General features: G+C 54.9%; 24 protein-coding genes. 13 read left to right on the forward strand and 11 right to left on the reverse strand.

Going from position 1 to position 26,586, the window contains the following annotated elements; translation table 11 throughout:
- Positions 1-3 precede the first annotated feature (3 nt).
- The 5 genes from nagZ (at position 4) to AAGQ96_RS07965 (ending at position 4,752) form a co-directional block, all read left to right on the forward strand.
- Positions 4-1,023 (forward strand): beta-N-acetylhexosaminidase, encoded by a 1,020-nt coding sequence (nagZ, locus tag AAGQ96_RS07945; protein WP_147196946.1) that lies wholly within the window; start codon positions 4-6, stop codon positions 1,021-1,023.
- A gap of 27 nt (positions 1,024-1,050) precedes the next feature.
- Positions 1,051-1,593, forward strand: a complete 543-nt coding sequence (gene ycfP, locus AAGQ96_RS07950; protein ID WP_147196948.1) for an alpha/beta hydrolase YcfP — start codon at positions 1,051-1,053, stop codon at positions 1,591-1,593.
- Between the two features lie 386 nt (positions 1,594-1,979).
- Positions 1,980-3,284: an NAD(P)/FAD-dependent oxidoreductase gene (locus tag AAGQ96_RS07955; RefSeq protein WP_147196951.1), complete on the forward strand. Its 1,305-nt coding sequence runs from the start codon at positions 1,980-1,982 to the stop codon at positions 3,282-3,284.
- A gap of 287 nt (positions 3,285-3,571) precedes the next feature.
- Entirely contained in the window at positions 3,572-4,111 is a 540-nt protein-coding gene (locus AAGQ96_RS07960; protein WP_147196953.1) for a glycine zipper 2TM domain-containing protein, read from the forward strand.
- Between the two features lie 212 nt (positions 4,112-4,323).
- Entirely contained in the window at positions 4,324-4,752 is a 429-nt protein-coding gene (locus AAGQ96_RS07965; protein WP_147196955.1) for a hypothetical protein, read from the forward strand.
- An 88-nt stretch (positions 4,753-4,840) separates the two neighbouring features.
- Here the strand turns inward: AAGQ96_RS07965 and mfd are convergent, their stop codons facing one another.
- Both mfd and AAGQ96_RS07975 read right to left on the reverse strand, forming a co-directional pair.
- Positions 4,841-8,284, reverse strand: coding sequence for a transcription-repair coupling factor (mfd, locus tag AAGQ96_RS07970; protein WP_342755215.1), 3,444 nt, complete (start codon positions 8,282-8,284; stop codon positions 4,841-4,843).
- A 74-nt stretch (positions 8,285-8,358) separates the two neighbouring features.
- Positions 8,359-8,568, reverse strand: coding sequence for a hypothetical protein (locus AAGQ96_RS07975; RefSeq protein WP_147196960.1), 210 nt, complete (start codon positions 8,566-8,568; stop codon positions 8,359-8,361).
- Positions 8,569-8,833: 265 nt separating this feature from the next.
- Between AAGQ96_RS07975 and lolC the strand changes: the two genes are divergently transcribed.
- The 5 genes from lolC to cobB are packed head-to-tail and all read left to right on the forward strand — an operon-like array spanning position 8,834 to position 13,738.
- Positions 8,834-10,033 (forward strand): lipoprotein-releasing ABC transporter permease subunit LolC, encoded by a 1,200-nt coding sequence (gene lolC, locus AAGQ96_RS07980; RefSeq protein WP_342755216.1) that lies wholly within the window; start codon positions 8,834-8,836, stop codon positions 10,031-10,033.
- Positions 10,026-10,730, forward strand: coding sequence for a lipoprotein-releasing ABC transporter ATP-binding protein LolD (lolD, locus tag AAGQ96_RS07985; protein ID WP_147196965.1), 705 nt, complete (start codon positions 10,026-10,028; stop codon positions 10,728-10,730). The genes lolC and lolD overlap by 8 nt, the downstream gene beginning before the upstream one ends.
- Complete coding sequence (lolE, locus tag AAGQ96_RS07990; RefSeq protein WP_342755217.1) at positions 10,730-11,974, forward strand: lipoprotein-releasing ABC transporter permease subunit LolE; 1,245 nt, start codon at positions 10,730-10,732, stop codon at positions 11,972-11,974. Before lolD ends, lolE begins: the two co-directional genes overlap by 1 nt.
- A gap of 12 nt (positions 11,975-11,986) precedes the next feature.
- Complete coding sequence (gene nagK, locus AAGQ96_RS07995; protein ID WP_342755218.1) at positions 11,987-12,898, forward strand: N-acetylglucosamine kinase; 912 nt, start codon at positions 11,987-11,989, stop codon at positions 12,896-12,898.
- Between the two features lie 3 nt (positions 12,899-12,901).
- Positions 12,902-13,738, forward strand: a complete 837-nt coding sequence (gene cobB, locus AAGQ96_RS08000) for a Sir2 family NAD+-dependent deacetylase (RefSeq protein WP_147196971.1) — start codon at positions 12,902-12,904, stop codon at positions 13,736-13,738.
- Positions 13,739-13,800: 62 nt separating this feature from the next.
- Here cobB and AAGQ96_RS08005 read toward each other — a convergent pair whose 3' ends face one another.
- Positions 13,801-15,015, reverse strand: a complete 1,215-nt coding sequence (locus AAGQ96_RS08005; protein ID WP_342755219.1) for a benzoate/H(+) symporter BenE family transporter — start codon at positions 15,013-15,015, stop codon at positions 13,801-13,803.
- Positions 15,016-15,105: 90 nt separating this feature from the next.
- Here AAGQ96_RS08005 and AAGQ96_RS08010 point away from each other — a divergent pair, with 90 nt between their 5' ends.
- Positions 15,106-15,678, forward strand: coding sequence for an XRE family transcriptional regulator (locus AAGQ96_RS08010; RefSeq protein ID WP_342755220.1), 573 nt, complete (start codon positions 15,106-15,108; stop codon positions 15,676-15,678).
- A gap of 98 nt (positions 15,679-15,776) precedes the next feature.
- Positions 15,777-17,009, forward strand: a complete 1,233-nt coding sequence (pepT, locus tag AAGQ96_RS08015) for a peptidase T (RefSeq protein ID WP_342755221.1) — start codon at positions 15,777-15,779, stop codon at positions 17,007-17,009.
- A gap of 208 nt (positions 17,010-17,217) precedes the next feature.
- Here pepT and AAGQ96_RS08020 read toward each other — a convergent pair whose 3' ends face one another.
- From AAGQ96_RS08020 to rluE, 8 genes are all read right to left on the reverse strand, one after another.
- Positions 17,218-18,345 carry a cupin domain-containing protein gene (locus AAGQ96_RS08020; protein WP_342755222.1) on the reverse strand — a complete coding sequence of 376 codons (1,128 nt, stop codon included), beginning with the start codon at positions 18,343-18,345 and terminating at the stop codon, positions 17,218-17,220.
- A 104-nt stretch (positions 18,346-18,449) separates the two neighbouring features.
- Positions 18,450-19,910, reverse strand: a complete 1,461-nt coding sequence (phoQ, locus tag AAGQ96_RS08025) for a two-component system sensor histidine kinase PhoQ (protein ID WP_342755223.1) — start codon at positions 19,908-19,910, stop codon at positions 18,450-18,452.
- 3 nt (positions 19,911-19,913) lie between these two features.
- Positions 19,914-20,582: a two-component system response regulator PhoP gene (phoP, locus tag AAGQ96_RS08030; protein ID WP_147196983.1), complete on the reverse strand. Its 669-nt coding sequence runs from the start codon at positions 20,580-20,582 to the stop codon at positions 19,914-19,916.
- Positions 20,583-20,704: 122 nt separating this feature from the next.
- A complete protein-coding gene (purB, locus tag AAGQ96_RS08035) occupies positions 20,705-22,075 on the reverse strand; it encodes an adenylosuccinate lyase (RefSeq protein ID WP_342755224.1) in 1,371 nt (456 codons plus the stop codon).
- A 19-nt stretch (positions 22,076-22,094) separates the two neighbouring features.
- A complete protein-coding gene (hflD, locus tag AAGQ96_RS08040) occupies positions 22,095-22,736 on the reverse strand; it encodes a high frequency lysogenization protein HflD (protein ID WP_147196987.1) in 642 nt (213 codons plus the stop codon).
- A 60-nt stretch (positions 22,737-22,796) separates the two neighbouring features.
- Complete coding sequence (mnmA, locus tag AAGQ96_RS08045) at positions 22,797-23,900, reverse strand: tRNA 2-thiouridine(34) synthase MnmA (protein WP_342755225.1); 1,104 nt, start codon at positions 23,898-23,900, stop codon at positions 22,797-22,799.
- 58 nt (positions 23,901-23,958) lie between these two features.
- A complete protein-coding gene (locus tag AAGQ96_RS08050; RefSeq protein ID WP_147196991.1) occupies positions 23,959-24,435 on the reverse strand; it encodes an NUDIX hydrolase in 477 nt (158 codons plus the stop codon).
- A gap of 31 nt (positions 24,436-24,466) precedes the next feature.
- Positions 24,467-25,099: a 23S rRNA pseudouridine(2457) synthase RluE gene (rluE, locus tag AAGQ96_RS08055; RefSeq protein ID WP_147196993.1), complete on the reverse strand. Its 633-nt coding sequence runs from the start codon at positions 25,097-25,099 to the stop codon at positions 24,467-24,469.
- 131 nt (positions 25,100-25,230) lie between these two features.
- Here rluE and icd point away from each other — a divergent pair, with 131 nt between their 5' ends.
- Complete coding sequence (gene icd / locus AAGQ96_RS08060; protein WP_147196995.1) at positions 25,231-26,481, forward strand: NADP-dependent isocitrate dehydrogenase; 1,251 nt, start codon at positions 25,231-25,233, stop codon at positions 26,479-26,481.
- The last annotated feature ends 105 nt before the right edge of the window (positions 26,482-26,586 follow it).

Here is a 26,586-nt window from a genome sequence, read left to right on the forward strand (position 1 = left end):
AGTGTGGGACCGGTAATGTTAGATGTGCTCGGCTACGAGCTGGATGCGGAAGAGCGGGAAATTTTACAGCATCCGCTGGTCGGCGGACTGATTTTATTCAGCCGTAATTATCACGATCCTGCGCAGCTGCAAGAGTTGATCAGACAGATTCGGGCGGCTTCCCGCCACCGGCTGGTGATTGCGGTCGATCAGGAAGGCGGCCGCGTGCAGCGTTTCCGCGAAGGATTTACGCGCCTGCCTGCAATGCAGTCTTTTGCCGCGCTAAACAACGAAGCCGAAGCGGGCGCCCTGGCGCAGCAGGCAGGTTGGCTGATGGCCAGCGAAATGATCGCGATGGACATTGATATCAGCTTTGCGCCGGTGCTGGATATTGGTCACGGCAGCGCCGCCATCGGCGAGCGCAGCTTCCATGAAGATCCGGCGATCGCGTTACGAATGGCGCGACAGTTTATTAAAGGCATGCATGAAGCCGGAATGAAAACCACCGGCAAGCACTTCCCGGGACATGGCGCGGTCAGTGCAGATTCGCATAAAGAGACGCCGCACGACGATCGCCCGGAAGCGGTTATCCGCCAGCATGATATGCAGATTTTCCGGCAGCTGATTGATGAACAACTGCTGGATGCCATTATGCCCGCGCACGTTATCTATACTCAGGTGGATCCACGGCCGGCGAGCGGTTCATCGCACTGGCTGAAAAAAGTGCTGCGCAACGAGCTGGGCTTTGATGGCGTCATCTTCTCCGACGATCTGTCGATGGAAGGCGCGGCGATAATGGGCAGCTACGCCGAACGTGGCCAGGCTTCTCTGGATGCGGGCTGCGATATGATTTTGGTTTGCAATAACCGCCAGGGGGCAGTCAGCGTGCTGGATAATCTGTCTCCGATCAATGCCGAACGCGTCAGCAAGCTCTACCATCGTGGAACCTTTACTCGTCAGCAGCTGCTGGCTTCTTCGCGCTGGAAAGAAACTCGTCAGCGGCTGGAAGCATTGCAGGCGCGCTGGCAGGAGTCGACCCACTAACAGACTAAAAATCCCAGGAGAAGGGTGATGATCATCTATCTGCATGGTTTTGATTCAACCAGTCCGGGCAATCACGAAAAAGTGTTACAGCTGCAGTTTATCGATAAGGATGTGCGGCTGCTCAGCTACAGCACGCTGCACCCCAAACATGATATGCAGTTTCTGCTGAATGAGACGGATAAACTTCTGCGCAGCTGTGAAGATGAGCGTCCGTTGATCTGCGGCGTAGGGCTTGGCGGCTTTTGGGCTGAGCGCATCGGTTTTTTGAATGACATACGGCAGGTGATTTTCAATCCCAACCTCTGGCCGGAAGAGAATATGGTCGGAAAAATTAACCGACCGGAAGAGTATATTGATATTGCCACCAAATGCGTCAGCAACTTTCGCGAGAAAAATCGCGATCGTTGTCTGGCCATTTTATCGCGTAATGACGATGCGCTGGACAGTCAGCGTACGGCAGCCGCGTTACATCACTGCTATGAAATTATCTGGGATAACGAGCAGGGGCATAAATTTAAAAATATCTCGCCGCATCTGCAACGGATCAAGGCGTTTAAAACGCTGGGCTAAGCGTGCTGCATCGTAAGAAGCCTGCCATATCGGCAGGCTTTTTTGTTTCTTATTTATCATTGTCCAAAACATGAACCCGTTAACTCAACTCGCCAGGCAGAACGCCCTGTATTCCTGCCAATTCCTTTAAAGACCGATAAAAAATAGCGCAGTCGGACGCCTGAAATTTAATAAACCTGAGCCGTGGCGATTAAATTATCCAGTGAAAACAGCGTGATATTCCGAAAGCTCTCAAAAAAATTGACCTGCATCAATTTTAACAGGACGGCCGATTTACCGCGTGGTATTCTGCCAGCAGATAGCGAATAAATCGCCAACCCTATGTTAATTAAGGATATTATTTTAACCTTTGATTAACGACTGGTTCACATTTTTAAGGGGGTCGTTTGACTACACCAATGAAAAAGATTGTTATCGTCGGCGGGGGGGCCGGAGGGCTGGAGCTGGCTACTCAGCTGGGTCACAAACTGGGCCGTAAGAACAAAGCAGAAATTACGCTGGTGGATCGTAACCACAGCCATCTCTGGAAACCGCTGCTGCATGAAGTGGCAACCGGTTCACTGGATGAAGGCATCGATGCCCTGAGCTATCTGGCACATGCCCGCAACCATCATTTCCATTTCCAGTTAGGTACGCTGACTGAAATCGACCGTGAAAACAAACGACTACAGCTGGCTGAAATTCGCGATGCTCAGGGCGAACTGTTAGTCCCCGAGCGCGAGCTTGCCTATGACACGCTGGTCATGGCGCTGGGCAGCACTTCAAACGACTTCGGTACGCCGGGCGTTAAGGATCACTGCATTTTCCTTGATAACCCTCATCAGGCCCGTCGTTTTCATAACGAAATGCTCAATCTGTTCCTGAAGTTCTCCGCCAGCGAAGGCGTGCAGGAGCAGGTCAATATCGCCATCGTCGGTGGCGGGGCGACCGGTGTTGAGCTGTCGGCCGAGCTGCACAATGCGGTTAAACAGCTGCACAGCTACGGTTATAAAGGGCTGGATAACAAAGCGCTGAACGTGACGCTGGTGGAAGCGGGCGAACGTATTCTGCCGGCTTTGCCACCGCGAATTTCGACTGCTGCTCATCAGGAACTGACCAAGCTGGGCGTGCGTGTCCTGACGCAAACCATGGTGACCAGTGCGGATGAAAACGGCTTAAATACCAAGTCAGGCGAATTTATTGCCGCCGATTTGATGGTCTGGGCTGCCGGCATCAAAGCGCCAGACTTTATGAAAGAGATCGGTGGGCTGGAAACAAACCGGATCAACCAGCTGGTTGTTGAACCTACCCTGCAAACAACGCGTGATGCCGATATCTACGCAATCGGCGACTGTGCATCCTGTGCGCTGCCGTCCGGTGGTTTTGTTCCGCCACGCGCGCAGTCTGCTCACCAGATGGCATCACAGGTGCTGGAAAACATTCTTGCGCAGATGAAGGGCCGCAAGCAGAAAGCCTATGTTTATAAAGATCATGGCTCGCTGGTGTCGCTCTCACGCTTCAGCACGGTTGGTAGCCTGATGGGCAACCTGATGCGCGGTTCAATGATGGTAGAAGGACGGATTGCCCGCTTTGTCTACATCTCGTTGTACCGTATGCATCAGGTCGCGCTGCATGGTTATTTCAAAACCGGGCTGATGATGCTGGTTGGCAGTATTAACCGCGTTATCCGTCCGCGACTTAAGCTGCACTAATCAAAATTAACCTGATTTAGTACCGAATATGCATAAAAAAAGGCTTATGGTGACGATATTGCCATAAGCCTTTCCTGTGGCTGAACCCCCTTAAGAACTCTCTTAAAAGCTTTCCCTTATGACCGGGAAACGCGATTTCCTCCGCTATTCTTATTGTCAACAATGGTCCTGTTAAGCAAAATTTATCTTAACTAACACGGCGCGTCGCGCACGCCGGGTAAGGCGCTTCTGTTCAGGGAAGAGGCAGCGGGCAAAAATGCGCGGTAACAATGTCAGGAGGAAGTCCTGTGAATAAATCAATGTTGGCGGGTATCGGGATTGGCGTAGCGGCGGCACTGGGTGTGGCTGCCGTAGCGAGCATGAATGTTTTTGATCGTAGCCCGCAGTTTGCGCAGGTTCTTTCAGCAACCCCGATAAAAGAAACAACAAAAAACCCTCGTCAGGAATGCCGCAACGTTACGCTGACTCACCGACGTGCGGTACAGGATGACCATCGGATTGCGGGTTCCGTGCTGGGAGCTGTTGCAGGCGGCGTGCTGGGACATCAGTTCGGCGGTGGACGTGGACGTGATGTGGCAACCGTCGCGGGCGCACTGGCAGGCGGCTACGGCGGCAACCAGGTGCAGGGCGCTATGCAGGATCGGGACACTTACACCACGACCGAGCAGCGCTGCAAAACCGTCTACGATAAGCAGGAAAAGACCCTCGGCTACGATGTCACCTATAAAATCGGCAACGAGCAGGGCAAAATTCGCATGGACAGCGATCCCGGTACGCGCATACCGCTTAACAGCGATGGTCAGCTGGTACTGAATAATCAGGCATAACTGACAGCAAACGGATAAGAAGCTTCATCATTGATGGAGCTTTTTTTATGCCTGTAATTTGGCTCAGGAGATCAGCACCAGCCAGTCAACCCTCCACGGGTAAGCCAAACGGCTAAAACCAGCCGTCCGCGCTTTACTGGTCACCGGCGCGTTATCCACTAAACTCATTAAGTAAGCTGATAGATCACCTCCACCAAGGCAAGGAGATTGTCATGTCCGAACAGAGTGAAATGACCAACGTATTTGCAAGTAAAATGCGTGATGCAGACCTGAATTTTATCGCAAATATTGCCAGCAAATTTGGCGTGGGATTAGGCGTAACCTTATTTGTTAAAGGCGCACTGGTGACGGGAAACACCATTTCCGGCAAGGAATATTACGACAAAATCGTGGCGCTTTTTGGCGATGTCGAGGATGGCTCTACCGAACAGGCTGTCGCGAATTATTTCAAGCGTACCGGTGAAGAATATTATACGCCAACCGATGATGAATCATCCGTTCCTTTAAATTTCTTACATCTGCAAGATGTCTCTTTCAGGCTGGGTTCTGAGAAATTCTCGCATCATAAGAATGGCTTGCTGAGGATTAAAATCGAAGAGATAGATGGCTTTATGTTAGGGATATCTTCAAACGACGAGTAGGGTCGTTAACCCTGAACGCCCTGACAACATCAGATGAAAGATCCGTTTCAGCCTGCCTGAATCAACAGGCTGAAACGGTAATCAATGGTCAGGCAGCATTTTCCAGGATTTGCCCCATAAACTCCCGCACCCACTTCATGCGCAGCTTACGCTCACCGAGATCGCGGATAAACTTCAGCTTAGTCGGGCCGTCCAGCCGCCAGTTCTGCGGCTCTTTTTGCAGCAGACCGATTAGCCAGCCAGGATCGGCTTTGTTTTTCTCCGCAAACTCGATAAAGCCGCCTTTGTCGCTTGCTTCGACGCGGCGAATACCAATTTTTTGCGCCATCAGGCGCAGCGCGGCAATATCCAGCAGATTACGGGCGGGATCCGGCAGCTGACCAAAGCGGTCAATCAGTTCGACCTTCAGATCGTCCAGCTCGCCTTCCTGCTGTGCGCTGGCGATACGCTTATAGAACGACAGGCGTGTGTTGACGTCAGGAATAAATTCTTCCGGCAGCAGGGAAGGCATGCGCAGCTCAATATCGGTCTGATTATTGGTCAGATCTTCCAGCGACGGCTCACGGCCTTCTTTCAGCGCATCGACCGCGTTTTCCAGCAGTTCCATATAAAGCGAAAAGCCGATGCTTTCCATCTGGCCATGCTGATCTTCGCCCAGCAGTTCCCCGGCACCACGAATTTCCAGATCGTGCGTGGCCAACGCAAAGCCAGCGCCCAAGTCCTCCAGCGAAGCGATAGCCTCCAGACGCTTATGCGCATCGGTAGTCATCGCTTTTGGATGCGGCGTCAGCAGCCACGCGTAGGCCTGATGGTGAGAACGACCCACACGACCGCGCAGCTGATGCAGCTGCGCCAGCCCGAAGCGGTCTGCACGCTCAATAATAATGGTATTGGCGGTCGGGATATCGATACCGGTTTCGATAATGGTGGTGCAAACCAGCACGTTGAAACGCTGATGATGGAAATCATTCATCACCCGTTCCAGATCGCGCTCGCGCATCTGGCCGTGGCCAATGGCTATGCGCGCTTCGGGAACGAGTTCGGCAAGCCGCTGTGCCGCTTTCTCGATGTTTTCCACATCATTGTACAGATAGTAAACCTGGCCACCGCGCAACACCTCACGCAAGATCGCTTCACGCACCGCCAGATTATCGTACTCCCGTACAAACGTTTTTACCGCTAAACGTCGGGCAGGGGGCGTGGCGATAATAGACAGATCGCGCATCCCGCTCATCGCCATGTTCAGCGTACGTGGAATCGGTGTCGCGGTTAGCGTCAGAATATCCACGTCGGCGCGCATCGCTTTAATACGCTCTTTATGCCGCACGCCAAAGCGATGCTCTTCGTCAACAATCAGCAGCCCCAGATCGCGCCATTTGATCTCGCTTTGCAGCAGCTTATGCGTGCCGATCAGGATATCGATTTTCCCTTCACTCGCCTCGCTGAGGATCTGTGCCTGTTCTTTGGCACTGCGGAAACGCGACAGCATTTCTATACGCACCGGCCAGTTGGCGAAGCGATCGCGGAAGTTGTCATAGTGCTGCTGCGCCAGCAGGGTGGTCGGCACCAGTACCGCAACCTGCTTATGGTTTTCAACCGCCAGGAAGGCGGCCCGCATGGCGACTTCGGTTTTACCAAAGCCAACGTCGCCACAAACCAGACGATCCATCGCCAGCGGCTGACACATATCGCTCAGCACGGCATTGATTGCCTGTGCCTGATCGGGGGTGGTTTCAAACGGGAAGCTGTCGCAAAACAGACGATACTGAGCCGGATCGTGCTTAAAGGCAAAGCCCGCTTTCGCCGCACGCTGCGCATAAATATCCAGCAGCTCAGCGGCCACGTCGCGGACTTTTTCCGCCGCTTTCTGGCGCGCGCGCGACCAGGCATCGCTGCCCAGCTTGTGCAGCGGCGCATTTTCATCGGCACCGCCCGCATAGCGGCTAATCAAATGCAGCGAAGAAACGGGCACGTAGAGTTTCGCGTCGCCCGCATAGGCCAGCATCAGATATTCAGCGGTAATACCGCCGGTTTCCAGCGTGGTCAGGCCGATATATCGGCCAACGCCATGTTCAAGATGCACCACCGGCTGGCCGGGATGCAGTTCCGCCAGGTTGCGGATCAGCACATCCGGATTGATGGTGCGGCGGCTGTCCTGACGACGACGGCTGACGCGTTCACCCAGCAAATCGCTTTCGCAAATCAGCGCGCGATGACGCAGGTTGTCGATAAAGCCGTGTTCGCTGGCACCAATCAGCAGATAGTGACCGGGCCGATCTGCGTCCTGTAGTGCAGGAATCGCTTTAGGAATGATTTTAATACGAGCAAGCAGCTCCTGTAAGGCTTCGCGTCGGCCTTCGCTTTCCACGGAGAAGACCACCGGGCCGCTGAAACTTTCCAGGAATTTGCGCAGCGCATCCAGCGGCGCTTTCGCCTGAGCCTGAACCGCGAGGTCCGGCAGATTCTGGTAGCTCAGGTTGGTGTTAGCCGCTTTGTCCGGTAGCGCATCGCTTTTCAGCTGGATGCGCGGCCACTGCTTCAGCTCGCTGAACAGTTCATCGGTGCGCAGCCAGAGTTTTTCCGGCGGCAGTAACGGACGCATAGGATCGACGCGGCGATTCTCATAACGCGCGATCACATCCTGCCAGAAGCGGTCAGCACTGCTTTCCAAATCCCCGGTATTCACCAGCAGCGTATTCGCCGGTAAATAGCTGAACAGCGGCGGGAGCGACTGTTCAAAGAACAAAGGCTGCCAGTACTCAATCCCGGCGGGAAGCGTGCCTTTACTGACCTGCTGGTAGACATGTTCAGCTTCACGGCGCACGTCAAAATGCTCCCGCCACTGGCTGCGGAACAGCTCGATGGCGGCTTTATCAGTGGGGAACTCGTGCGCAGGCAGCAGGTTGATGGCCGGCACTTCTTCCAGCGTGCGCTGGCTGTCTACGTCGAACAGGCGCAGGCTGTCGATCTCATCATCAAAGAAATCGATGCGGTAAGGCTGTTCGCTGCCCATTGGGTAGAGATCCAACAGCGCGCCGCGCGTGGCGTACTCGCCGTGCTCCATCACCTGGTCAACATGGCGATAGCCAGCCTGTTCCAGCTGGGCACGCAGCTTATCGCGCGACAGCTGCTGGCCTTTTTTCATTACCAGCGCATGACCATGCAGAAAGCTGTGCGGACAAACGCGCTGCATCAGCGTATTAACCGGCAGGATCAGCACGCCTTTTTCGAAACCAGGCAGGTTATAAAGCGTCGAAAGACGTGAAGAGATAATTTCCTGGTGAGGGGAAAAACTGTCAAAAGGCAGCGTTTCCCAGTCGGCCAGGCTGATAACCGGCTGGTCGGTGAACTGTTTGATCTCATCCTGCAAGCGCAGCGCGTTTTGCATATCCGGCGCGATTAGCATCACCGGGCCATCATGCCGCGCGAGGATTTCAGCACATTCCACCGCGCAGGCGGCACCGGTAAGTTCTCCCAGCTGACGCTGGTCGCCTGCTTTCAGAGGCAGGGTGTATCGGGCGTGTTCAGGCATAATCAGTCAGACGGTCTCTTCACATAAAAGGAGAGCGGAAACAACGTTTCCGTTTCGGCTAACCGAGTATACCTCTATTTCGGCGATTGTTGGGTGTAGTGCATTTTAGGTCGGTCAATGTTTGCCCACATCAGCTCTTTTTCGCCATGATAGCTGTGATTGCCGTCGTCCCAGCGGACGTAATAGCCCGCAGAGGAATCACCCTGTTCAAACACGTTTACCACCAGTCCTTTGATATGGCCTGTTTTGTGCCTGACAATACTGCCTTTAGGATATTTTGCCATAACCCTTTCTCCCGCCTGAATGCGATAACGCTTTTCGCTTTCCCCTCTTATCAGAAGGATTAATGTTCAGTTTACGCTTATTTCCGCGTAACAATCGGGTGATTAACAGACGTTTTTTGTCTGTTTTATCCACAATCGTGCGGGCTGACGCGATTGCTGACAAAACAAAGCAAAAGAGTCATTGGCTTAGAGGTTCCATAACGCCGGGCTAACCTTTATCATCTTTGGCAACTTTTTGCCTTATTACCGCCAGAAGACGGAATATATGTATCAACCTGTCGCGTTATTTATCGGCCTGCGTTATATGCGTGGGCGAGCATCAGACCGCTTCGGGCGGTTTGTTTCCTGGCTCTCCGCTATCGGCATTACGCTTGGCGTGCTGGCGCTGGTCACCGTGCTGTCGGTGATGAACGGCTTTGAGCACGAGCTGGAAAAAAATACCCTCAACCTGATGCCGCAGGCGCTGATCACCAGCGACAAAGGCTCAATCAATCCACAGCAGACGCCCGCCGACTCGCTAACCCTAAAAGGGATCAATCGCGTCACGCCGCTTACGACTGGCGACGTGGTGCTGCAAAGCGCGCGTAGCGTCGGCGTCGGCGTGATGCTGGGCATCAATCCTGATGAGCCCGATCCGCTGACGCCTTATCTGAGCAACGTGAAGCAGAGCGATCTGCAATCGGGTCAATATAACGTCATTCTTGGGGAACAGCTTGCTGAACAGCTTGGGCTGAAGCGCGGCGACCCGCTGCGCCTGATGGTGCCTTCAGCCAGCCAGTTCACGCCGATGGGGCGGCTGCCGAGCCAGCGCCTGTTTACCGTTATCGGCACCTTTGCCGCCAACAGCGAAGTGGATGGCTATCAGATCCTGGTGAACCAGCAGGATGCGTCGCGCCTGATGCGCTACCCGGCCGGCAACATCACCGGCTGGCGGCTCTGGCTGGATAAGCCGCTCCAGGTGGATACGCTTAGCGAGCAAAAACTGCCCGCCGGGCTGGTGTGGAAAGACTGGCGCGAGCGCAAGGGCGAGCTGTTCCAGGCCGTCAGGATGGAAAAGAACATGATGGGGCTGCTGCTCAGCCTGATCGTCGCCGTGGCGGCATTTAATATCATCACCTCGCTTGGCCTGCTGATTATGGAAAAGCAGGGCGAGGTGGCGATCCTGCAAACTCAGGGACTGACGCGCCGTCAAATTGTGCTGGTCTTTATGGTGCAGGGCGCGACGGCCGGTATAGTCGGCTCGGTGCTGGGCGCACTGCTCGGCGTACTGCTGGCCAGCCAGCTGAATAACCTGATGCCGCTGATTGGCGCTTTCCTGGATGGCGCCGCGCTGCCGGTAGAAATTTCTGTTCCGCAGGTACTGACCATTGTCATTACCGCGATGGTCGTGGCGCTGCTTTCCACGCTTTATCCTTCCTGGCGCGCGGCCGCCGTTCAACCCGCTGAGGCTTTACGTTATGAGTAATCCGATTTTGTTGCAGTGCGACAACCTGTGCAAACGCTATCAGGAAGGCAGCGTCCAGACTGATGTGCTGCGTAACGTCTCTTTCAGCGTGGCGCCAGGCGAAATGATGGCGATCGTCGGCAGCTCCGGCTCCGGCAAAAGTACCCTGATGCATCTGCTGGGCGGGCTGGATACGCCAACTTCCGGCGACGTGGTGTTTAACGGTAAATCGCTGAACGGCATGTCTTCGGCGGCCAAAGCCGAGCTGCGTAACCGCGAGCTGGGCTTTATCTATCAGTTCCACCATCTGCTGCCTGATTTCAGCGCGCTGGAAAACGTCGCGATGCCGTTACTGATTGGTAAAGCCAGCAAAGCAGAAGCCGAAGCAAAAGCGCTTGAGTTGCTCAATGCGGTCGGGCTGGCTAAGCGTGCCGCTCATCGCCCCTCCGAGCTGTCCGGCGGCGAGCGTCAGCGTGTGGCCATCGCTCGCGCGTTGGTCAACAACCCTCGCCTGGTATTGGCAGATGAACCGACCGGTAATCTGGATGCCCGCAATGCCGATGCGATTTTCGATCTGCTGGGCGAACTCAACGTTCGTCAGGGCACTGCGTTTCTGGTTGTCACGCACGATCTGCATCTGGCGAAGCGCATGAAGCGGCAGATGGAAATGCGCGACGGCGTGCTCAGTGAGGAACTGACGCTGGCAGGGATGGCGTAATGGCAGGCTCTCTCTCTTTTCTCCTTGGCCTGCGTTTTAGTCGCGGGCGTCGTCGCGGCGGGATGGTCTCGCTGATTTCAGTCATCTCTACCGTGGGCATCGCGCTGGGCGTGGCGGTACTGATTGTTGGTCTGAGCGCCATGAACGGTTTTGAGCGCGAGCTGAATGACCGCATTCTTGCCGTGGTACCGCACGGCGAAATAGAGCCAGTTAATCAGCCGTTCACCGGCTGGCAGCAGCTGCTGCCTAAAATTGAACAGGTGCAGGGCATTGCGGCGGCGGCACCTTACATCAACTTTACCGGCCTGATTGAAAGCGGAGCAAAGCTGCAAGCGATTCAGGTCAAAGGCGTGGATCCTCAGCAGGAAACGAAGCTCAGCGCGCTGCCTGCTTATGTACAGAACAACGCCTGGCAAAGCTTCAGCGCCGGCAAGCAGCAGATCGTGTTAGGGCAGGGCGTCGCCAACACGCTGAAGGTGAAGCAGGGCGACTGGCTGACGATCATGATCCCCAACAGCGATCCGGAACATAAGCTGTTGCAGCCTAAGCGCGTGCGCCTTCAGGTCAGCGGTATTCTGGCGCTAAGCGGGATGCTGGATCACAGCCTGGCGCTGGTGCCGCTCGCGGATGCGCAACAGTACCTGGCAATGGGTGACAACGTCACGGGCATCGCGATGAAGATGACCAATCCGTTTGCCGCACAAAAGCTGGTGCATGATGCCGGTGAGGTGACGAATTCTTACGTCTACGTTCGCAGCTGGATTGGCACTTACGGCTATATGTATCGCGATATTCAGATGATCCGCGCCATTATGTATCTGGCCATGGTGCTGGTGATTGGCGTCGCCTGTTTCAATATTGTTTCCACGCTGGTGATGGCCGTGAAAGATAAAAGCGGCGATATTGCGGTTTTACGCACGCTCGGTGCGAAAGACAGGCTAATCCGCGCTATCTTTGTCTGGTATGGCCTGATGGCCGGGCTGGTGGGCAGCGTTAGCGGCGTAATTGTCGGCGTGCTGGCGGCGTTTAATCTCACCCCGATCATTCGCGGAATTGAAACCTTAACCGGCTATCACTTCCTTTCAGGCGATATCTATTTTATCGACTTCCTGCCTTCGGAAGTGCACTGGCTGGATGTGGGCATCGTGCTGATCACCTCGCTGATATTGAGCCTGATTGCCAGCTGGTATCCGGCCAGACGAGCCAGCCGTATCGATCCGGCTCGCGTTCTTAGCGGTCAGTAAACGGGAACGGCGATGTATTACGGTTTTGACGTTGGCGGCAGCAAGATCGCGCTGGGCGTTTACGACGCGCAGCGCAAGCAGGTATGGACTAAACGCGTGGCGACGCCGAAGCACGATTATGCCGGGTTGCTGAATCAGCTGGTGATGCTAACTCACGAAGCCGATGCCTTTTGCGGTGAACAGGGTAGCGTGGGGGTTGGCGTGCCGGGATTGCCGGTACCGGATGACGGCACGGTCTTCACCGCCAATATTCCGGCAGCGCAGGGACAGCGGCTTCAGGCCGATCTTAGCGCGCGTTTAGGACGCGAAGTCCGCATCGATAACGATGCGAACTGCTTTGCGCTATCAGAAGCCTGGGACGATGAGTTTATGGCGTATCCGGTGGTGCTGGGACTGATTTTAGGAACCGGCGTCGGCGGCGGCCTGATCGTGAACGGTAAGCCAGTAACCGGGCGCAACTATATCGTTGGCGAATATGGTCACACGCGTCTGCCGATCGACGCGCTGGATGTGCTGGGTAAAGAGGTTGAACAGCCGCTTTGCGGCTGTGGCAAACGGGGCTGTATTGAGTCATGGCTCGCAGGACCCGGATTTTCCCGCCTTTTTCAACTGCATTATCAGCAGGTTCTCAGTGCTCCCGACATCATCACCCGTTATTATCAGGGAGATGCCGAAGCCGTTGCCCATACCGAACGTTATCAGGCGTTGCTGGCCGTTTGTTTTGGCAGCTTGTTAACGCTACTTGATCCTCATCTGGTGGTGCTGGGTGGCGGATTGTCTAATTTCGACGCGCTCTATGACGGACTCTCACTGCGGGTAGCGCAACACCTGCTGCCGGTGGCGAAGCCGCCCCGCTTTGTCAAAGCGCGTCACGGAGACGCAGGTGGAATGCGCGGCGCCGCATTCCTGCACGTTAAGGATTAAATTATGATGCGTACACCCCGTCGCCGATTAAGGCTGGCCCGTTACAAGAAAACCCGACGCCAGGTGCATCAGCGTTTTCGCCAGCGCATTTTTGAGCGCGACCGCAATATTGAGATTGCCCGCCATCCGCTGCCTCGCGTGGTGGTGCTAACCGGCGCAGGCATTTCTGCCGAGTCGGGTATTCGGACCTTCCGTGCGGCAGATGGTCTGTGGGAAGAGCATAAAGTTGAAGACGTGGCGACGCCGGAAGGCTTTGCCCGCGACCCGCAAAAGGTGCAGGCATTTTATAACGCCCGCCGTCGTCAGCTCCAGGACGCTGCGATCCAGCCCAATGCCGCTCACGACGCGCTGGCCGAGCTGGAAGCGGCACTGGGCGACCATTTTCTGCTGGTCACGCAGAATATCGACAACCTTCACGAGCGCGCAGGCAACCGAAACATTATTCATATGCACGGCGAGCTGCTAAAAGTGCGCTGTGTCAGCAGCGGTCAGGTGCTGTACTGGCAGGAAGATCTGAAAGAAGACGACCGCTGCCACTGCTGTCAGTTTCCTTCCGTGCTGCGGCCGCATATCGTCTGGTTTGGCGAAATGCCGCTGCAAATGGATGAAATTTACCAGGCAATCAGCGAAGCCGATTACTTTATTGCTATCGGGACATCTGGCCACGTCTACCCGGCGGCGGGCTTTGTGCATGAAGCCAAACTCCAGGGCGCACATACCGTTGAGCTGAATCTTGAGCCGAGCCAGGTGGGCAGCGAGTTCGAAGAGAAAGAATACGGGCTGGCCAGCGAGGTGGTGCCGAAATTTGTCCATCAGCTGCTGGAGAAAGTGGGTAAATAAGGCTGGCAGGGCGACAGCGTGTCGCCCTTAAACCTCTGATTACCGATCTAAAGGGCGTACTGTTAACGCGTTTTCGGTGGTGAAGCGGCGGAGGCAGACGCCTTACGCGATGGCAGACTCAACATCAGATGCGCCACAATTCCGCCCACCAGCCCCCAGAACGCCGCGCCAATGCCCAGCAAGGACAGACCCGAAGCGGTGATCAAAAAGGTTATCACCGCCGCTTCCCGCTGTTGCTCTTCAGCCAGCGAACGTTGCAGGCTGCCAGCAAGGGTTCCCAGCAGCGCCAGTCCGGCAATCGTATGGATCAATGCTGGTGGCAACGCGCTGAACAGTTGTCCAATCGCACCGCCAAATAAACCCGCAATCAGATAGAAAAACCCCGCACAGGCCGCGCCCCAATAGCGTCGTTGTGGATTGGGGTGCACATCCGATCCCATACAGATCGCGGCGGTAATGGCTGCGATACATACAGAAAACCCGCCGAAAGGCGAAAGCAGCAGCGAAGTGAAGCCGGTCCAGCTCATCAGCGGCGAAACGGGTACCTGATAACCGGCGGCTTTTAGCGTGGCAATGCCGGGCGCGTTTTGTGAGGCCATGGTCACCAGGAAAAAAGGCATGCCGATACCAAGTAAACTCGAAAGCGAAAAGTGCGGCGCGATAAACTCCGGCAGCGTGAACGCCAGCGGCTGGCGCGCCAAATGGATTTCGCCTTTCAGTGCCGCCACCAGCAGTCCGGTGAGCAGGGTGACCACAATGGCGTAACGCGGCAGATAGCGACGCATCAGCAGGTAAGCCAGGCACATGCTGGCGGTAAGCGCAAAATCCAGCTTAAACGCGCCGAACGCATCAAGGCCAAAGCGCAGCAAAATGCCCGCCAGCATGGCAGCAGAAATCGCCTGAGGGAGATAGTTCATCACACGGGCAAACAGCCCGGTTACGCCGCACAAAAAAATCAGCGCCGAAGCAAAGATAAATACCCCAATCGTCTCAGGCATGGAGGTGCCAGGCAGACTGGTGACCAGCAGCGCCGCACCAGGCGTTGACCAGGCGGTAAGGATCGGCGCACGATACCAGAGCGACAACCCCAGAGAAGTGATCCCCATTGCCAGGCCCAGCATGCTCAGCCAGCCGCCAATTTGCGACGGTGTTGCGCCCGCTGCCGCCGCGGCCTGAAAAATAATCGCCGCAGAGCTGGTATAGCCTACCAGGACGGCCACGAAACCGGCCACCACGGCAGGGAACGTCAGGTGTCGGAATGAAAAATTCGGGCGCATGGCTTGTCTCTTATTGACCGTTATAACGCACAAACTAGCACTGTGCGTTATAACGCACAAGCGCTATACTGCCTTTTTCAAGGAGAATTTATGAGCGAAACTCGCCCTGCGCCCGGCAGGATATTAAAATCGCTGAGGCTGGCCCGTGAATGGAGCCTGAGTCAGGCCGCGCTGGAGACCGGCGTCAGTAAAGCAATGCTGGGTCAGATCGAACGGGAAGAGTCCAGCCCCACCATTGCGCTGCTGTGGAAAATCGCGACCGGTTTTAACGTCCCTTTTTCCCTTTTTCTCAACGACCCCGAGCCGGATCAAACAACCTTACGCCGTGGCGAAGCGCTACGTTTTCGTCAGTCGAATGCGGCGATGCAGGTCAGTTCACTTTTTCCTTTTGACAGTCAGTTAGGATTCGACATGCTACAAGTCGAACTGGCTGCGGGTGCACTAAGTGAATCTTCTGCGCATGAACCGGGCGTGATTGAGCATGTGGTGGTCATTGATGGCGTATTAAGGCTGGCGATCGGGGCAGAATGGCATACGCTGAAGGCGGGAGAAGGTTTACGTTTTCAGGCTGACTGTGCGCACAGCTACCAAAACCCGGGAAAGGTAAGCGCAAAATTTCACAGTCTCATCCACTATCCGCTAAGCCGCACAGCAAGGCGTTAGCCAGGATGGCAGGAAGACTGGACGTTGAACTGACCTGACGCAATAAACTCCCCGGTAAAGTTATTAATAATAAACGTTCGCATTCAGAGGGAAGGCAGATGACTAATTTACTCGATCGCTTCTTGCACTATGTATCAATCGATACGCAATCCAAAGCCCATGCGCGGCAGGTTCCCAGTACGGAAGGGCAGTGGCAGCTGGCGCGGGTGCTGAAGGAAGAGTTAGAAACGCTGGGCCTGAGCGATATCACGCTCAGCGAACACGGGATCGTTATGGCGACGCTGCCAGCGACGGTTCCCTGGCCGGTACCGACCATCGGTTTTATTGCCCACGTAGACACTTCGCCGGATTTCACGGGAAAAAACGTTAATCCACAAATCGTGGAAAATTATCGCGGTGGAGACATTGCGCTGGGAATGGGCGATGAAATCCTTTCGCCGGTAATGTTCCCTGTCCTGCACAGCCTGACCGGTCACACGCTGATCACCACCGACGGCAAAACGCTGTTAGGTGCCGATGATAAAGCGGGCGTTGCGGAAATCATGACGGCAATCGCGCGGTTGAAAAGCGAAAATATTCCCCACGGCGACATTCGCATTGCCTTCACGCCCGACGAAGAGATTGGTAAAGGCACCAGCTGTTTTGACGTTACAGCATTTGGCGCGCAGTGGGGCTATACCATTGACGGCAGCGGCGTGGGTGAATTCGAATATGAAAACTTCAATGCCGCCTCGGCGACGGTAAAAATCACCGGCAACAATGTGCATCCAGGCACGGCGAAAGGCGTGATGGTTAACGCGCTCGATTTGGCGATGCGTTTTCACGCGGCCATGCCGGAAAAAGAGGTGCCGGAACAGACGGCCGGCTTTGAAGGTTTTTACCATCTGCATGGTATTAAGGGCAGCGTGGATAAAGCCGAACTGCATTACATCATTCGCGATTTTGACCCTGATAATTTTGCCGCGCGTAAGCAGGTCATGCGTGATATCGCCGCTTCTCTTGCCAGTAACCAACAGGCGGGCGTGGCGATCGAAGTGACTGTCGAAGACAGCTATTACAATATGCGCGAAAAAGTGATGGCGCATCCTCACATTATCGATCTTGCGCTACAGGCGATGCGGGACTGCGGTATCGAGCCGGAAGTGAAGCCGATAAGAGGGGGAACGGATGGGGCGGCGCTGTCGTTTAAGGGCCTGCCTTGTCCAAACATTTTCACCGGCGGCTACAACTATCACGGCAAGCACGAGTTTGCTTCGCTGGATAATATGGAAAAAGCGGTGACGGTGATTATGCGTATTGCGGCCCTGACGGCTGAACAGGCCAGAAAATAGCGTGCCCGAACGGGGCTGAGACACGCAAAGCAGGGGAACACGTTTCTTCAGGAAAGCGTCCTGGGCCACAGAAGGCCCAGGTCCAACAGGTATGAACGCGGCTTTCGCCTCTTTCCGGACGGCTTATGTCGCGCCTGCTGGCATCCCCACAACCCCCTCATGGGCGCGTCCCAATTTTACGGCTGGGCGGGATGCGCAGACTTTGCGATTATTCTTCTTCGCTAAAATACCAGTAGCCGCAGTTTACCAGCGCTGCCAGCTGTGCGAGGAAGGATGGGTCGTCCAGCGCGGTTGTCAGATCTTCTGCGCTAATAGCATGCTGATTAGCCAGAACGGTCAATGCGTGACGATGTGGCGACTCAATCTGCTCGCCGTTCACAAACACGGCATCACCGACCGACAGCACACGCAGCCCGCCCAGACGCAGTAACTTATCGCCCTGTTGCAGCGCATCGTAAATTTCATCCGGCTGATAAGGCGGCTCCGGCGGCGCGACATCCAGCTCGTGGCGTGACTGAGAGATAAACTCGCCAAACCACTGAGTGAAGTGTTCCGGCTGATTAATCACATCCAGCATCATGGCGCGAATACCGTCGAGTTCCTGCGGCAGGATTTCCGCCGTGTTTTCACGAGCAGGCACGTCCGGATCGGTAAAGCGATAGCTGCCCAGCTCGCGGGAGAGCACATAGTCGGCAAAGCTGCTGATCAGCTCACGGCCGCTTGGCGCACGGAAGCCCACGGAATAGTTGATGGCGCTTTCCAGCGAATACCCTTCGTGCGGGAACCCTGGTGGAATATAGAGAATATCGCCCGGTTCCATCTCTTCATCGATGATGGCATCGAAAGGTTCGACCTGAAGCAGGTCCGGATGCGGACAATGCTGTTTCATCGCCACTTTCTCGCCCACGCGCCAGCGACGGCGGCCCGTGCCCTGAATGATAAACACATCATACTGATCCAGATGAGGGCCAACGCCGCCGCCTGGCACAGAGAAAGAGATCATCAGATCGTCGGTACGCCAGTCAGGCAAAAAGCGGAAAGGGCGCATCAGCGCGGCGGAAGGTTCATGCCAGTGATCGACGGCCTGAACCAGTAGCGACCAGTTGTTCTCACCAAGGTGATCGTAGCTTTCAAACGGGCCGTGAGCGACCTGCCATTTGCCCTCTTCATGGCTCACTAAGCGGCTGTCGACTTCGTTTTCCATTGCCAGACCCGCCAGCTCATCAGGTGAGATCGGGTCGACAAAGTTTTTAAAGCCGCGCTTAAGCACCACGGGCCGTTTCTGCCAGTAGCGCTGGATAAAATCGGGCCAGTTAAGATCGAGCTGATAGTCCATGATGAGAGTTCCTGAGACGCTGAATTTACCCGATTATAACAGCGCTGGCGGCGTCCCGGGTAAAGCATTTAGCGTTCGGCTGCTTAAGCTTGCAGCGGTCGTAATTATTCTTCGCCATGCAGCATTTCCTGGCGCTTAAAAATCACTTCCATTTTCGCGCCGCCCAGCTCGCTGGTGGAGGCGATAATATCGCCAGTGTATTGCTCCAGAATGTCTCTGGCGACCGCCAGCCCCAGTCCCTGACCGGGACGGAGCGTATCGGCGCGCTGACCACGGATAAAGACCAAATCGCGTTTGCTCTCCGGAATGCCGGGCCCATCATCTTCAACAATCAAATGCAGTTCGTTATCGGTTTGCCGTGCGGTAATTTCCACAAACTCCAGACAATATTTGCAGGCGTTATCCAGCACGTTACCCATCACTTCCATAAAGTCGTTTTGCTCACCGATAAAGCTCAGTTCCGGCGAAATATCCAGCGTCAGCACCACGCCTTTGCGCTGATACACTTTGTTCAGCGCCGAGCAGAGTTTATCCAGCAGGCCGGATACGGAATGCAGCTCGCGTTTCAGCACATTATGATCGGCCTGCATGCTGGCGCGATGCAGATAATAGCCAATCTGCTGCGAAATACGGCCAATCTGCTCCAGCATGATCGGCTCTGCTTCTTCCACCGACAGATTTTGCCCGCCACGCAGCGACCGCAGCGTGCTTTGCAGCACCGCCAGCGGCGTTTTCAGGCTATGAGTCAAATCACTCAGCGTGGTGCGATAGCGGGTGTAACGCTGGCGCTCGTTATCCAGCAGCAAATTGAGGTTGCGTACCACGCTGGTGAGCTCCTGCGGTGGCTCATCCGTCAGCGTTTCCAGCGTGCCGTTTTCCAACTCCCTTAACTGCCGGGCCAGCGATCCGATAGGCCGCAGGCTCCAGTGCGCTGCCAGCCACAGCAGCGGGATCACCAGCAGCAGATTGACCAGCAGCACGTAGCTGAACCATGACCAGACCACATCAGAATGCTGAAGCTCCTGCGGGATAGAATCCACCACCACCACGGTCAGTGCGGGCAGAGAGGGGGTGGCGGCATAGCGGTTAACCGCCACGGAGTGAGTAAAGGTATCGTTGTTATCATCATCGTAGGCGGTCAGCTTGTTTTGCGCGTCCGGGTTATTACCCAGCGCCTGACGGCTGGTGCTGTTATCCGCATCGATTTCATAAAAGTCCGCACGCCTGAGCCATTCACGTTTTATTTTGCTGCGGATCTCCGGCACGTTGCGCAGTTGCCAGAGCAACTGACCATCTTCATTGTAGATATAGACCAGCGTCGGGAAATTGAGCGTAACCCGTTCTGGCTGGGCAATCGTCAGCTGATTGTTCTGCCACTGGGCGAGCGTAAAGAACAGGTTACTTTCGGCGCGCATGACCCGATACGTGTTTTTATCGAAACTGACGACATAGCCCACCACGGCCACCATACCGTAAGAAAGCGACAGGATCAGCACGATCGCTGCGGTAGCCAGCAGAAAGCGGGCGCGCAGCGAAAATGGTTTTTCAGGACGAAATAGCGGCATCCGTTACAAATCGAACCGGTAGCCTTGCCCACGGACGGTAGTAATCACATCCTTAGGGTGTATGGCCTGGATTTTTTTGCGCAGCCGTCCCATCAGCACGTCGATGGTATGACTTTCACGCAGCTCGGCGTCGGGATAGAGCTGTAACATCAGCGAATCTTTACTGACGACTTTGCTCGCGTTGCGGATAAGCGTTTCCATAATGGTGTATTCAAACGCGGTTAGCTTGATTTGCCGATCGTCGATGGTCAGCTCACGGCGTGAAAGATCGACCAGGAAAGGCGGAAGAGAAATAATCTGCGAGGCCAGCCCGCTATTGCGGCGCATCAGCGCCTGCATACGCGCGACCACCTCTTCGATATGAAACGGCTTGGTGACGTAGTCGTCGGCACCGGCTTCCAGCGCTTCAACCTTGGCCTGCCAGCCTTCGCGGGCGGTTAACACCAGGATAGGCTGCTTCACTTCCTGACCCCGCCAGCGGCGGATCATCGTCATGCCATCTTCATCAGGCAGGCCTAAATCGACAATGGTAATGTCAGGCGTGTGTTCATTAAGAAAGTAATCAGCTTCTTTTGCATCTTCAGCGGCATCAACCTGATGCCCCATTTCTCGCAGCTGAACGGCCAGATGATGACGCAACAGGGGGTTATCTTCCACAATCAATACGCGCATATCATGATCCTTTCTGTAGATTTTATCGTTGGCGGACGCCTGAATTTAATCAAAGAAAAGTATAGGTTAAAGCAGGTAAACAAGAGGTTAACACGGGCCGGGTAGATCCGGCCCGAAAAGATTTACGGCAGTTCGTCAACCATCTGCACTGCGCGACCCAGATAATTTGCCGGGGTCATCAGTTTCAGACGGCTTTTTTCTTCTTCCGGCAGTGCCAGACTGTCGATAAAAGCTTTCATGCCGGCCGCATCAACACGTTTACCGCGGGTCAGCTCCTTGAGCTTCTCATACGGCTTCTCAATGCCGTAACGGCGCATCACGGTCTGAATCGGTTCCGCCAGCACTTCCCAGTTATGATCCAGCTCGTCGAGCAGGCGTTCGCGGTTCACTTCCAGTTTGGAAACGCCTTTCAGCGTGGCCTGATAAGCGATCAGCGCATAGCCCATGCCCACGCCAAGGTTACGCAACACGGTGGAGTCAGTCAGATCGCGCTGCCAGCGCGAAACCGGCAGTTTGCTGGCCAGATGCTGCATTACGGCGTTAGCCAGACCCAGATTGCCTTCTGAATTTTCAAAGTCGATGGGGTTAACTTTGTGCGGCATGGTGGAAGAGCCGATTTCACCGGCGATGGTTTTTTGCTTGAAGTGGTTCAGAGCAATGTAGCCCCACACGTCGCGGTCGAAGTCGATCAGGATGGTATTGAAGCGCGCCATGCAGTCGAACAGTTCAGCAATATAGTCATGCGGTTCGATTTGCGTGGTGTACGGGTTCCAGGTAATGCCCAGCGAGGTGACAAAGCTTTCGCTCAGGCCGTGCCAGTCCACTTCCGGATAGGCTGCAATATGGGCGTTATAGTTACCCACGGCACCGTTAATTTTACCGAGAACGTCAATACGCTCCAGCTGGCGCAGCTGGCGTTCAAAGCGGTAAGCGACGTTAGCCATCTCTTTGCCCAGCGTGGAAGGCGTGGCGGGCTGACCATGAGTACGGGAAAGCAGTGGAATATCACGATACTGCACCGCCAGATCTTTTACCGCTGCGATGATTTTGTTCCAGTAAGGAACAATCACGTCGCGACGTGCAGTTTCCAGCATCAGCGCGTGCGACAGGTTATTGATATCTTCTGAGGTACAGGCGAAGTGAATAAATTCAGAAACGGCATGCAGCGCGGCGACCGGTTCCACTTTCTCTTTCAGAAAATATTCAACGGCTTTCACATCATGGTTAGTCGTGCGCTCAATCGTTTTGATGCGTGCGGCGTCTTCTTCGCTGAAATTAGCAACAATTGCATCAAGGTAAGCGTTTGCGTCGGCGTCAAATGCAGGAACTTCCTTGATCTCTGCGCAGGCGGCCAGTTTTTGCAGCCAGCGCACTTCGACCTCAACGCGGAATTTCAGCAGGCCATATTCGCTGAAGATATCGCGCAGTGGGCTGACTTTGTCGCCATAACGGCCATCAATCGGGGAGACGGCAGTCAGAGAGGATAATTCCATCAGTGTAACTCCTGGAAGGTTAATGAGTTTGGGGAATACGAGATAATATTTGCTTCGCCTCGTTAACGAGACGATTGCGGGAAAACATCAGCTGCAGGCGGCCACCGCCAACCTGATGCCACAGCACGGCCGAACGAATGCCCGCCAGCAGCGTGGCGCGAACTTTGCTCTGAACCTGTGAGTTTTGCAGAACGGCAGGCGAGCCTGTCACCTGAATCCGTGGGCCGAGCGGGCTGATAACATCAACATAGATGGCGGCCATCGCGCCCAGCAGCGTATCGGAATGTAAGTCATAGTGCGCCAGCTGGCGATCTAACTGGCTGATGCGCTGCGCTAAGTCATCCAGCGCTTTGCTATTCGCGCTCAGCTTGCGCTCCAGCACCATCATGCTCAGCGTATAGCGCGTCAGCTCTGCCCCCGCGCCCTGACGGCTGCCGGTATTGAGCACGGCTAACAGGGTTTCCAGGCCGAAGCGCAGATGGGCTTCGTCACCGCCAAACACCGCCAGCGTGGAAGAGGGATTTAAATCTACCAGGCTTTTCAGCGACACCTGTAGGGCTTCCGCCTGACAATGCCCCTGATGCGCCAGCTGCTGCACCAGATGAGCCGACTGGCAGATGCCCGCGAGGGCCAGCGTAATATCGTAATAATTTTTCGCCAAGGTAACTCCTGTAACGCCAGAGGAATAAACCGGGCAGCGTTTTGCCACCCGGAACAGCGGTTAAAGCAGCGGCAGGCGCTCTTCAATAATGCCGCCACCCAGGCAGACTTCATTCAGATAAAACACCGCGGACTGACCTGGCGTAACGGCGGCGACCGGCTCGTCGAAGCGAACCTCCAGGCGATCGGCACCTAAAGGCGTTACCGTGCACGGGATATCCGTCTGGCGATAGCGGGTTTTTACCGTACAGCGCAGCGGGGTAGTCAATGTTTCGCGATCCACCAGATGCAGCTGTTGGGCTATCAGGCCGACCGACATCAGGCGAGGGTGCTCGTGACCCTGCGCTACCACCAGCAGATTCTTCGCGACGTCTTTATCCACCACGTACCAGGGTTCTTCGCTGCCTTCTTTCGTTCCGCCAATGCCCAGCCCTTTACGCTGGCCAAGGGTATGATACATCAGCCCCTGATGCTCGCCGACCACGTCGCCTTCCGTACTGACGATGGTACCGGGTTGGGCAGGCAGATAGCGGCCCAGGAAGTCACGGAATTTGCGCTCGCCGATAAAACAGATGCCGGTGGAATCTTTCTTCTTCGCCGTAACCAGCTCCAGCTCTTCCGCAATGCGACGCACTTCTGGCTTGGCCAGTTCGCCTACCGGGAACAGGCTTTGTGCAATCTGCTCGTGGCTGAGTGTATAGAGGAAATAGCTTTGATCTTTGTTGTCGTCCAGGCCGCGCAGCAGCTGGCTCTTACCGTTAACATCCTGACGACGTACGTAATGGCCGGTAGCGATGAAATCTGCTCCCAGGTCTTCCGCGGCGAACTCAAGAAACGCTTTAAATTTAATTTCTTTGTTGCAAAGAATATCCGGGTTCGGCGTGCGGCCCGCCTTGTATTCTTCCAGGAAATGCTCAAACACATTATCCCAGTATTCCGCAGCAAAGTTTACCGTGTGCAGATGGATGCCTAATTTGTCGCAAACCGCCTGCGCATCGGCCAGATCTTCCGCAGCTGTACAGTATTCCTCACCGTCATCCTCTTCCCAGTTTTTCATAAACAGGCCTTCTACCTGGTAGCCCTGCTGTTGCAGTAACCAGGCGGAAACGGAGGAATCTACGCCGCCGGACATTCCGACGATCACTTTTTTCTGACTTAACGACATGAGAAATACCCGACTTTGAGTTGCAGTTAAAGGCTGCACTTTAAAATTGCGGCATATTCTACCACGCGTCAGCGGCGGGCGCATCCTCGCTAAATGGCCACTGGAAGGCGCTCAGGATATCGAGCGGGTAGCGCGTTCCCTGCTGATAAATCCGCAGGCTTTCGGCAACCAGTGGAGAACGCAGCTTTTTCGCGGTGACGATCTCTTCCGGCGGTAGCCACAGCGCCCGATCGATATCCCGATCCTGAGGGTAAGTCGGCAGCACTTTCGGTAAATCCAGCGCAAAAAGGAAACGTAAAAAAGGCGTGTTATCCGGCGCGATCCACTGATGCAGCTTTAAAAAGGCTTCGGGTACGGCCTCAATGCCGGTCTCTTCATACAGCTCGCGCGCGGCGGCCTGTAACAAGGTCTCGTTGGCTTCCAGATGGCCCGCTGGCTGATTCCATGTCGCGCGTCCACGCACCATCTCTTCCACTACCAGAAACTGCCCTTCGGCCTGAACTACGGTGGCAACCGTAACGTGTGGTTTAAACATGCCTGACTCCTTGTGGCCATTGAATAGTGAGTTATAGCGGAAACTCGTCGGTAACATCACGCCATTCGCCCGGCGGCAGTTCCTGGAGTTCCAGCTTGCCCATCGCAAAGCGGATTAACCGCAGGGTAGGAAAGCCGATATGCGCCGTCATGCGGCGAACCTGGCGGTTACGTCCTTCATAAAGCGTGATCTTCAGCCAGCTGGTGGGGATGGCTTTACGCTCACGGATCGGCGGATTACGCGGCCAGATCCACGCGGGCTCGGCGACCCGATCCACCCCTGCGGGCAATGTGGCGCCATCTTTCAGATTAACGCCATCCCGCAGCGGCTGAATATCGCTCTCCGAGGGCTGTCCTTCAACCTGAACGTAATAGATTTTTCCGGTACGTTTGCCCGGCTGGGTCAGGGTCGCCTGGAGCACACCATCATTGGTCAGCACCATCAGGCCTTCGCTGTCCCGATCGAGCCGCCCGGCGGCATACACATCGGCAACAGGAATAAAATCTTTTAACGTGCTGCGCCCGGCTTCATCACTGAATTGCGGCAGCACATCAAAGGGTTTGTTAAAAACAATAACACGGCGCGGCCCCTTTACTGCCGGACGGGCGGCTTTCTTCGGGCTGAATCGGTTAAGGCGGTGATTAATAACGGGAGATTTACGCATGATATTTGCACTTGTTCACAATGAGCGCATTATAACGCAAAGCGGTGAGGATTGGCGCGGACTGAATATTCAAGTAGTATTGACGCGCATCTTACAAATCATTAACAAAAAAGCGCTCGAAGGAGAGGTTAATGGAAAGCAAAGTAGTTGTTCCGGCGGAAGGTCAGAAAATCACCCTGGACCAGGGTAAGTTGAACGTACCCAACAACCCGATTATCCCTTTTATTGAAGGCGATGGAATCGGTGTTGATGTTTCTCCAGTGATGATTAAAGTCGTCGACGCCGCTGTACAGAAAGCTTATAACGGTGAGCGTAAAATTTCCTGGATGGAGATTTATACCGGTGAGAAATCAGTAGAGCTTTACGGCCAGGATGTCTGGCTACCAGAAGAAACCCTCGATTTAATTAAAGAGTATCGCGTGGCTATCAAAGGCCCACTGACTACCCCAGTTGGCGGCGGTATTCGTTCCCTCAACGTGGCTCTGCGCCAGCAGCTTGATCTCTACATCTGCCTGCGCCCGGTACGTTACTACACCGGCACCCCAAGCCCGGTAAAACGCCCTGAAGATACCGACATGGTGATCTTCCGCGAAAACTCCGAAGATATCTATGCGGGTATCGAGTGGAAAGCCGGTACGCCGGAAGCGGATAAAGTGATCAAATTCCTGCGCGACGAAATGGGCGTGAAAAAAATTCGCTTCCCTGAGCAGTGCGGTATTGGTGTGAAACCTTGTTCAGAAGCAGGCACCAAACGCCTGGTTCGTGCTGCTATCGAATACGCAATCACTAACGACCGTGATTCCGTAACGCTGGTTCACAAAGGCAACATCATGAAGTTCACCGAAGGCGCTTTCAAAGACTGGGGATACCAGCTGGCGAAAGAAGAGTTCGGCGGCGAGCTGATTGATGGCGGCCCATGGCTGAAAATTAAGAACCCGAACACCGGCAAAGAGATCGTTGTTAAAGACGTTATCGCGGATGCGTTCCTGCAACAAATCCTGCTGCGTCCGGCCGAGTACGATGTTATCGCCTGTATGAACCTGAACGGTGACTACATTTCCGACGCCCTGGCGGCGCAGGTTGGCGGTATCGGTATCGCACCAGGCGCTAACATTGGCGACGAATGCGCGCTGTTCGAAGCCACCCACGGCACCGCGCCTAAGTACGCTGGTCAGGATAAAGTGAACCCAGGTTCCGTGATCCTTTCCGCAGAAATGATGCTGCGTCATATGGAGTGGTTCGAAGCCGCAGACCTGATTGTTAAAGGTATGGAAGGCGCTATCGCTGCCAAGACCGTTACCTATGACTTTGAACGTCTGATGGACGGCGCTAAACTGCTGAAATCTTCAGAGTTCGGCGAAGCAATTATTAAAAATATGTAATCGCTTTCTGTAACATATAGCCAACATAAGATGTTAATTTTATGTTGGCTTTTAAATTCAAATGCCTTTCCCCAAAATCTCCCCAAAAGCCCTCCCCAAAACTGG

This window comes from Pantoea sp. MBD-2R (assembly GCF_039134845.1).
GTDB lineage: Bacteria > Pseudomonadota > Gammaproteobacteria > Enterobacterales > Enterobacteriaceae > Erwinia.